The organism is Allosphingosinicella sp. (assembly GCF_036387215.1).
Taxonomy (GTDB): Bacteria; Pseudomonadota; Alphaproteobacteria; order Sphingomonadales; family Sphingomonadaceae; genus Allosphingosinicella.
The window spans coordinates 1-7,010 of record NZ_DASVUE010000358.1 but is presented as its reverse complement, the minus strand read 5'-3'; the positions used below and the strand labels follow the sequence as shown (position 1 = coordinate 7,010).

Below are 7,010 nucleotides of genomic sequence, written 5' to 3'. Positions count from 1 at the left end.
GAAGCGCGGTGATGTCGGCTACGGGTGGAAGACGGACTTCCGATTGAAGGCTCGCGATGAGTGGAAACGGACGTTCCGCTCTCCCCCCGTTTCGGTTACTCCAGGAACGGGGGGTGGGGCATGTCGCCATTCGAATATGCGCTTGGGCTGATTTCGATCTTGATGAGCCTTGCGCTCGCCGACGTCGTGATGAGTTTTCACCGGCTCATGCGACATGCCCGAACCATCGTCTGGGATGGCCGGATCCTCGTTGCGGCGGCGCTGGTGGTGGTCGAGATCATCCGGATCTGGTTCGCCCAGTGGACGCTGCGCGATCTGCAGGTCGCGCTGGCTTTTCCCGTCTACGCGGCATTGTTCATCCACATCCTGCTCCTGGTGCTCACAGCCGCCGCCTGTTTGCCCGACGAGGTCGCGGACGGGTGCGATCTAAGAGCGTTCTACGAACGCAACCGGCGCTACTTCTGGGGCACATTCGCCGCCAGCCAGCTTGCCTACTTCCTTCTGTGGCTGGTGTTCGGCGGGAGCCAGTCGTCGGTCGGCGACGGGGCAACCCTGTTCGACTGGGTGAGGATACTCGTTCCCTTGGCAGCTTTCCTGCTCCTGGCGCTCATCCGGCGGCCGATCCTCGACTACGCCGTTCCGGCCGTCCTGATCTGCTTCTACGCCTGGCGATATTGGCCTCAGACCCTGGCCGGGTGAACGCCCGCAATGGGTGGAAAGCGGACGTTCAGCGTTGCCAAAGTGACGCTAGCAATCGGCGCGACGCTGCCGAGACTTCTCGCCATGGTCGAGACTGGCCGCAATTGTAGTTGACGGAGGCCGCGCCGCGCTCTGCTCTCGGCTGGCCCCGATGGGGCAGCATTGGATTGAGGAAGAGCAGATATTCGCCGCCGATATCGTGTGCACGCGGAAGTGGCACCCAAGGCCGGTCCATGTAGAAGCCGCCGCTGCTCCGCATTGTGAAGAACCTGATCTGCCGGGGCGGCTGGCCCTTATAGGAGTGGATCACTTGCAGCCGGTACGTCGTCCATCGCATCCCGGCATCGGGCTTTCCTGCTTCAACCACGCCGTTGGCCGCGCTGAGCACTCGTGCCCGGACCACCCAGCGCGAGTCGGCATATTCCTGCCTGATGGATGTGCGGGCGTTATCGACCCCTCGGTAGATGCACAGAGCCTCTGCTGAGTCCGCAGGGATAAGCAGGAGCGCAGCAATCGCGATACGAAGCCAAATGGGCATCAGGCGAGGCTACACCGCCGGTTCGAATGCCCGCAATACGTGAAAGCGGACGCTCCCCCCGGGCTGGATCAGCCTGGCGCGCCGGATCGCTGGGGCTGCAAGTGGAGGTAGCGCTGGTTGAAGTCGCCGGCGAGCCGCAACCGCTTCCAGTCGGGGAAACTCACCGACCGCTTCGAGCGCACGATCAGCCCTTCGGCTTCGAGCGCCTTCAACGTCCGGTTGACGTGCACGGGAGTCAGGCCGACGGCATCGGCAAGCTGTTCCTGAGTCATCGGCAATTCGTAGCCGTAATCCTCCGCCAGACCCTCCGCGTCGAGCCGGACGCCCAGTTCGCACAACAGGTGTGCAACACGCGAGCGTGAATCCCTCCTGCCGACATTGAGCACCCACTCGCGGAAGATCGAGGCTTCGACGAGTATCTTCACGAGGATCGCGTGCCCCACCGCCGGGCGCTCGCGGGCGAGCACCTGCAGATCGCGTATCATGAGGAATGCGACCTCGGCCCGGGTCAGCATCTGAAGGCTGTGGTCCGACACGTCGAGGAACAGGTTCTGAAAATCGAGTGCATCGCCGGGTATGTGCAGAGCGACGATCTGCCGCGACCCGTCCCCCGTCAGCTTCTGCCGATAAGCGAAGCCCGAGACCAGAACGGAGCAATGCTCCGGAGCATCGGCTTCACGTATCGTGTAGGTTCCCGCCTCGAGCGTGCGAACCGAGTGAGGCAGGTTCAGCACCGCTTCCCGGTCTTCCGGCGGAAGCGGCGAGCGCAGCTCGAGGTTGCGGACCAACAGTTCGAGAGGGTGCTGAGAGGCGGTCATTCATGGTCTCCGGCATTGGGGCGGGAGCACAAGAATCTCTCAGTCGCCGGCGCCCAGATAGCAGTCCAGCGATAAGTCACCATAACACACTTGCGGGAGCAGACCTTAATAAATGATAGAAACATTCATAAAAACATAGATTTAATCGGTGGCACCTGATAGTGGAGAAGCATCGTCGAGAAAGCCTTGGGCTTCGACGGCTGAGAGACCGCCGCGCTCCCGCCCCAATCGCGAGGAGCCGCTTCGTGCCACGTTATTTCTTCCATGTTTACGACGACGTAATTGCCGAGGACGAGGAAGGCGCAGAACTGCCCAATCTCGCAGCCGCCCGCCTGAATGCGCTGCGGGGTGCCCGCGACCTTATCGGCGAGCAGGTGAGGCGCGGCTATTTCGTGCTCTCGCACTGGATCGATGTCGTGGACGAGCAGGGCGAGAAGGTGCTCACGATCACCTTCCGGGATGCAGTCGACATCAAGGAATAATCGGCCCCCGCGCGGATGGAGAACGAACTACCGGAAGCGCTAGACCGGCGGGCCGGGAAGTTCGGACGAGTTGCTGAGCACCAGCACCGCCACCGCCACCAGTGCGACGCCGAGGACGATCCACACCGTGTCGCTGGTAGAGCCTGTGAGCGCGGCGCTTTTCCGGAGTTCGGCGCTGTGCCGGCCGTTCAGATAGAAGCTCGGAGCGCCGTTGCCGGCGGCGCCGATCTCCAGGCCCTTAGGCTGGAACGTCCGAAGCGCGCCGGTGCGGGCGTCGCGCAATTGATAGCCGGTGGTGAGCTGAAGCCGTGCCGACGGACGCGCGGGCTTGGCGCCGCCGAGCGGCATCCGGAGGTTGACGCCGGCAAAGGCGGACATCCGCCGCTGCTCCCATCCCGCGCCGTCGCCGGCCGCAGCGCAAGGCTGGGCGGCGAGGAGCCCGGCCGCCGTCATCGCAACGGCCCATCTCGCAAAACTCACATCGCTCTCCATCCCTGTGATGGACTGATCAGCGGCTAGAATCCCTGCCCAGTCAAGCACATACGCGCCCTCCCCCGAACCTTATGGGGTGGCGGCGGCACGCGGACGAGGCGCGCGCAATGCCGGGGACGGGCGGAAAGGGATCGCCACTCCCGCCCTGATCTCGGCGCCGCACGCGCGCGTCATCCGCCCGGGCTCGCGCGAGCCGGACACTGGTGCTACGATCCCCCGATGCACAGCAGACGAGATGCCATTCACACCGGGCTGGGGCTGGCGGCGGCGTTGGCGCTGCCGCTTGGGCCGGCCTTTGCCCAATCCTCGCGTTCCGGGGCCGCGATGCGAAAGCCGGCGCGGCTTCGGCAGGGCGATACGGTCGGCCTGGTTGAGCCGGCGGGCTTCACCGACGACACGTTCGATCTCGCGCTCATCAGGCAGACGGTGGCGGCGATGGGGCTCGTTCCCAAGGTCGCGCCGCATGTCGGATCGCGCTTCGGCTACCTTGCCGGCAAGGACCGGGAGCGGGCCGAAGACCTCAATGCAATGTATGCCGACAAGGACGTGCGGGCGGTGTTCGCGATCCGCGGCGGCTGGGGCAGCGCCCGGATCCTGCCTTACCTCGACTGGGCGACGATCCGCGCCAACCCGAAGCTGCTGATCGGCTTCAGCGACATCACGGCGCTCCACATGGCGTTCGCGGCGCGCGCCGGCTTCACCACCATCCACGGGCCGACCGCCGCGAGCGCATGGACCGAATTTTCGTGGAACGCCTTCCGCCCGCTCGTCTTCGACGCGCAGACGCCGCTTTACGGCCCGCTCAAGGGCTCCGAGGACCGGCTGGTGCAGCGCGGCGGGCAGGTCCGCACGTTCCGGCCGGGCAAGGCTTCGGGCCGGCTGCTCGGAGGCAATCTGACGGTCCTGACGGCCTTGATGGGGACGCCCTACCTGCCGAGCTTCGACGGCGCGATCCTGTTCATCGAGGACACGAACGAAGCCGAATACCGGATCGACCGGATGCTGACCCAGCTCGCGCTCGGCGGCGTGCTCCGGCGGGTGGCGGGCGTGGTCTTCGGGCAATGCACCGACTGCCGGGGCAACGGCCCCTCGTTCGGCGGTTTCACCCTTTCGGAGGTGCTGAAGCAGCATCTGGAGCCGCTCGGCGTGCCGGCGTTCCAGGGCGCTCCGATCGGCCACGTGCCGAACCAGGTCAGCATCCCCGTGGGTACGCGGGCGGAGATCGACGCCGAGGCGGGCACGATCCGGATATTGGAGCCGGCGGTGGCGTAGCGGGTGCCGCCGCGACCGTGCGGAGCGAAGATGGCCCGGTGCCCTCGGGGATGAAGCAAGGGCACCGGACCACTGGGAGTGTGGCTCGCCAGCACTGTATTGGTAACACAATACAGATGCCGTGCAATAGCGTTTTGCGAGCGTTGCCGAGAGGCAGCTGTTGCACTACGCTGACAAAGAACGAAATGCTTCCCGGCAAGGCAAAGGATGGAAGATGCGGCCTCTCCTGATCGCCGCGGCGCTTGTCGCGGTCTCCTGTCCCGCCGCCGCGCAGCGATCTTCGAAGGACGCGCTGGCGCGCCTCGGGATCAAGATCGTCGAGCCGATGTCGGCAAAGGAGCTGGCACGCACCAAGGAGCGGATCGCCGCCGAGCTGGCGCGAGCCGGCGCCGCTTCGTTCTTCGAGGACATCAGCGATGCCAACGGCGGACGGGCACGTCACCGGCCGTCGGGCCTGGTGTGCCCCTTAGGCAAGAAGGACCAGCAGATCCTGGCGGCTTCGGCCGATGGAGCATCGTGCGAGACCAAGGGTGAAGGCGCGGTCTACAGGATCATGGTGCAGCGTGCGCCCGCCGGGGCGACGACGGAATCGGTCGCGGCTGCCGCGCTGGCCGGGGCGCAGAGGCAGCCGGGCTATGCGCCGGCCGGCGGCCTGACCGTCATCGCTCGTCCCAAGCCCGGAGAAGGACCGGAGCACAGGACGCTGAACTATGTCAGCCGGGTGAACGGGCGCGAACGTGCCTACCGGGTGCAGGTGGGGCTGGTCCGCGGCTGGATCCTGACGAAGCAGCGCGAGACGAAGGCGGGGGCACAGCCGAATTTGATGAGCGACCTGCTGGGCGAGGCGACGTTCGGCCTCAGCATGAAGCAGCAATGAGATCCGCCTGGGTTTTACAGCTTTGCCTCCACCTGCGCTGAAGGATGAATTCGGAAACCGCCCTGCCCTGCGTGTCCCTCCCGCGGCTGCGGGCGGCGCTGGAGGCGAGTTGGGACAGCCGCACCGCCTATCTCGGAGCCTCTGAGGCCGGCAACCCGGCGCTGGGGCAATGCTATCCGACGTCGCGGGTGGTGCAGTGGTTCTTCCCCCGCTTCGAGATCGCTTCGGGTGAGGTCGATACCGGGCGAGGCGTCGAATGGCATTTCTGGAACGTCGATCCGTCCGCCGAACCGCCGGTGCACGTGGACCTCACCTGGCAGCAGTTCGGGGCGGGCGCGAAGGTGACGCAGTTCAAGCTTCTCGACCGGCTTCAGCTGGGCGACAGCCCGCCGACGGTCGAACGCTGCCGGCTGCTCCTCGAGCGGGTGCTGATCCAGCTCGAAGGGTGAGGCCGGCTGGGCTAACGCCGCCCCGCCGCGCGCTCCTCGGCCAGCCGCGCGGCGAGCGCTCGCTGCGATTTCTCGGCATAGGCACGGCATGCGCCGAGGCGGTCGGTATAGCCGCCTGCATCGGCGGGGTCGGGGTGCGCGGTTATGAGGATGTCGCAGCGCAGCGCCTTCACCTTCGCGTGGGTGCGGCCGAAGGCGGCGACGATGCCCTGGCTCGAGGGCGCGGTGAAGCGGTAGCCGTCGCCGGAGACGGGATTGAGGCTCGATGCGAAGACGATATTGCGGCAGCGGCGCGCCTCGCACGATCGCCAGCTCCAGCTCATGCTGCCCATCGTATGACCGGGCGTCGCGTGGGCCGTCACGTTCGTGTTGCCGAGGCGGAGGACCTCGCGATCTCCGACGGCGCGAACGCGGGCGACCGGCGGGAAGCGGTGGTCAAGGCTGCGTTGCGGATCGTCGGCGGCAAGGCGCCCCGAACGGAGCCCTTCCGCGCCGCGCGCGCTTGCGACCACAGTGGCGCCCGTATCCCGGGCCAGCGCCGCCAGCCCGCCCGCATGGTCGAAATGCGGCTCCGTGCTGAGGATGTAGCGGATGCGCCGGGGATCGAAGCCGAGCTTGCGGACATTGGCGAGGATGGACGGAGCCGCCTGAGGGAGCGCGCCGTCGATCAGGATCAGCCCCTCGCCGGTGTCGATCAGGGCGACGCTGAGGCCGCCGAAGCCGACCAGATAGGTATTCCCGAAAAGGCGGGCGGGCGTGCGCGGAGCGAGCCACTCGGCGGTGCGCTGGCCGACGATCGGACGAGTCAGCGGGTCTTCCCGCTCCTGGGCGGGAGCGCCTGCCGCTATCATCGCGGCCGTCAAAGCGCCGATCGTGCGGAGCTTCATTGAAGCGTTCCTCCCCCGAAAGTTAGCGCGGCGCCATCCGGATTGCCCCGTCGAGGCGGACATATTCGCCGTTGAGGTAGACGTTCTCGGCCATGAAGACGGCGAGGCGGGCATATTCCTCCGCGCGCCCGAGGCGCTTGGGGAACGGGACCTGGGCGCCCAAAGCGTCCTTCACGTTCTGCGGCATCATCGCGACCATCGGCGTTTCGAACACGCCGGGGAGGATTGTGTTGACGCGGATCCCCTCCCCCATCAGGTCGCGGGCGATCGGGAGCGCCATTCCGAGCACCCCGGCCTTGGACGCGCTGTAGGCGGCCTGGCCGATCTGGCCGTCCTGAGCGGCGACCGACGCGGTGTTGATGATGAGACCCTTCTCGCCGTCCTCGAGCGGCTCCAGATCGGCCATCCCGGCGGCGGAGGCGGCGAGGACGCGGAAGGTGCCGATCAGGTTGATCTGGATTGCGAGCTCGAACTGGTGGATCGGGTAGCGCTTCAC

General features: G+C 66.5%; 9 protein-coding genes. 5 read left to right on the top strand and 4 right to left on the bottom strand.

The features are described from left to right. The first annotated feature begins 120 nt into the window (after positions 1 to 120). Entirely contained in the window at positions 121 to 699 is a 579-nt protein-coding gene (locus VF662_RS14280) for a hypothetical protein (protein ID WP_464142433.1), read from the top strand. A 606-nt stretch (positions 700 to 1,305) separates the two neighbouring features. Here the strand turns inward: VF662_RS14280 and VF662_RS14275 are convergent. Next, complete coding sequence (locus VF662_RS14275) at positions 1,306 to 2,055, bottom strand: Crp/Fnr family transcriptional regulator (protein WP_464142431.1); 750 nt, start codon at positions 2,053 to 2,055, stop codon at positions 1,306 to 1,308. Positions 2,056 to 2,300: 245 nt separating this feature from the next. Here VF662_RS14275 and VF662_RS14270 point away from each other — a divergent pair, with 245 nt between their 5' ends. Continuing rightward, positions 2,301 to 2,537 (top strand): DUF6894 family protein, encoded by a 237-nt coding sequence (locus VF662_RS14270; protein WP_464142429.1) that lies wholly within the window; start codon positions 2,301 to 2,303, stop codon positions 2,535 to 2,537. A gap of 39 nt (positions 2,538 to 2,576) precedes the next feature. Here VF662_RS14270 and VF662_RS14265 read toward each other — a convergent pair whose 3' ends face one another. Then, entirely contained in the window at positions 2,577 to 3,017 is a 441-nt protein-coding gene (locus tag VF662_RS14265; protein ID WP_464142427.1) for a hypothetical protein, read from the bottom strand. 231 nt (positions 3,018 to 3,248) lie between these two features. On the opposite strand from VF662_RS14265, the gene VF662_RS14260 reads away from it, so the two are divergent. The 3 genes from VF662_RS14260 to VF662_RS14250 all read left to right on the top strand — a co-directional run bounded on the left by VF662_RS14260 (position 3,249) and on the right by VF662_RS14250 (position 5,627). Then, positions 3,249 to 4,301, top strand: coding sequence for a S66 peptidase family protein (locus VF662_RS14260; protein ID WP_464142425.1), 1,053 nt, complete (start codon positions 3,249 to 3,251; stop codon positions 4,299 to 4,301). 214 nt (positions 4,302 to 4,515) lie between these two features. Continuing rightward, on the top strand, positions 4,516 to 5,178 hold the full coding sequence (locus VF662_RS14255; RefSeq protein ID WP_464142424.1) for a hypothetical protein: 663 nt from the start codon (positions 4,516 to 4,518) through the stop codon (positions 5,176 to 5,178). Positions 5,179 to 5,222: 44 nt separating this feature from the next. After that, positions 5,223 to 5,627, top strand: a complete 405-nt coding sequence (locus VF662_RS14250; protein WP_464142423.1) for a YunG family protein — start codon at positions 5,223 to 5,225, stop codon at positions 5,625 to 5,627. An 11-nt stretch (positions 5,628 to 5,638) separates the two neighbouring features. Here VF662_RS14250 and bla read toward each other — a convergent pair whose 3' ends face one another. Beyond that, entirely contained in the window at positions 5,639 to 6,514 is an 876-nt protein-coding gene (bla, locus tag VF662_RS14245; RefSeq protein WP_464142422.1) for a subclass B3 metallo-beta-lactamase, read from the bottom strand. A 22-nt stretch (positions 6,515 to 6,536) separates the two neighbouring features. Then, positions 6,537 to 7,010: SDR family oxidoreductase (locus VF662_RS14240; protein WP_464142421.1), on the bottom strand; the 474-nt coding region annotated here is incomplete at its 5' end.

Bases quoted from the DNA above. Each gene is read 5' to 3' on its own strand.
- VF662_RS14280 (WP_464142433.1), top strand. From the start codon at position 121: ATGTCGCCATTCGAATATGCGCTTGGGCTGATTTCGATCTTGATGAGC.
- VF662_RS14275 (WP_464142431.1), bottom strand. From the start codon at position 2,055: ATGACCGCCTCTCAGCACCCTCTCGAACTGTTGGTCCGCAACCTCGAG.
- VF662_RS14260 (WP_464142425.1), top strand. From the start codon at position 3,249: ATGCACAGCAGACGAGATGCCATTCACACCGGGCTGGGGCTGGCGGCG.
- VF662_RS14255 (WP_464142424.1), top strand. From the start codon at position 4,516: ATGCGGCCTCTCCTGATCGCCGCGGCGCTTGTCGCGGTCTCCTGTCCC.
- VF662_RS14250 (WP_464142423.1), top strand. From the start codon at position 5,223: ATGAATTCGGAAACCGCCCTGCCCTGCGTGTCCCTCCCGCGGCTGCGG.
- bla (WP_464142422.1), bottom strand. From the start codon at position 6,514: ATGAAGCTCCGCACGATCGGCGCTTTGACGGCCGCGATGATAGCGGCA.